Annotated in this window: 1 pseudogene; it reads right to left on the reverse strand. The window is 63.9% G+C overall.

Annotated features, from left to right (window positions below):
• Positions 1–1,322 (reverse strand): annotated as a pseudogene (locus ACW6W5_RS17835) (hemagluttinin domain-containing protein); the annotation flags it as partial.

Below are 1,322 nucleotides of genomic sequence, written 5' to 3' on the forward strand. Positions count from 1 at the left end.
GGGCTCGGGCGCATCCACCTTGGCAACCGGGGTGTCCACCGGCGTACCCATCCGGCCCATCATCGCGACCGGCTCGCTGCCGCGGCCTTCCAGGGTGTCGATCTGGCCCTGCAGGTTCTTCTGCACCTCATACAGCTGGCCACCGTTGACCGCATCGCGGCTGCCAGAGGCGATCAGACCGTTGGCCACATTGCCCAGCACCATGCCGTGGGCACCGCCCAGGTTCAGGCGGCCGGGGCCGTCGGACCGGGTGCTGGCCTCTTCCTGGAACAGGCGGTTGACCTGGCTGCCCAGGGCATCTACATCTGACTTGGTCGTCACAACGGCGGAATCCAGTGCAAGCAATGCGTCGCCGACGTTGTTGTAGGTGCTGCTGCTCAGAACATACGCCGGCGCCGTGATCGCGCCGGTTGCATCAACGGTGGCGCCGCCGCCCAAGCCGTCCAAGGCGCCTTTCAGCTGAGCGACTGTGGTGGCATCGCTATCTACCGTACCTAGGGCCATGTTTACTACACGACGCTTTCTGGTGTCGCTGCCAACGGAAATCGTATTCGCCTCGGTTGCTATGGATCCGTAGCCGAGCGCTACCGCGTCGCGTGCGCCTTCCCTTACCATGGAAGACGCGCCAAGCGCCACGCCACCTGTCACTTCAACGTGGGAGCTGGCGCCAAGCGCAAAACCAACCTCGGCGCCTGCGTGGACGTATGCCGCACGCCCCAACGCAACGGAGTTCTTCCCTCGCGCTACTGCAAAGCTGCCGAGTGCAACCGCGCCTTCCGTGTCAACGGAAGCCTCAGCAGAGTCGCCCAGCGCAATACCAAACAGACCGGCCCGTGCTTCAACGCTTTCATCGTCGTACCCGACCTTGACGAACATCCGCTGCTCCTCAAGCTCTCCTACCCGCGCATTGGTCGCAAACAACTGCCCTCCATTCACCGCATCCCTGCTGTCGGCCCGGCTGATGTCCCCCGCTGCCAGGCCGCTGATCCGGGCGTTACCCAGATCCACCACGGTGCGCTCTTTGTTGAACATTACCGCGTAGTCCAGATCTGCCGTGGCTGCATCAAGGTCGGTGCGCAGCGTGGCGATGCTGCTGCGGTTATCGCCGATAAGCCGGGTGTTGCCAGCCACCACCTCCTGCTGGCTCTTGACCACTTCGTTGGTGGCGAACAGCTGGCCACCGGTCACAGCGTCCGTGCTGGTGGCGCTCAGCGCACCGTCAGTTACACCCGACACCGTGCGGGTCAGGTTGCCCTGATTACGCACATCCAGCGTACGGCCGGTGTTCTGCGCACCCAAACGGACATTGCCCGTGGCCGAGA

The organism is Stenotrophomonas sp. IS26 (assembly GCF_054188265.1).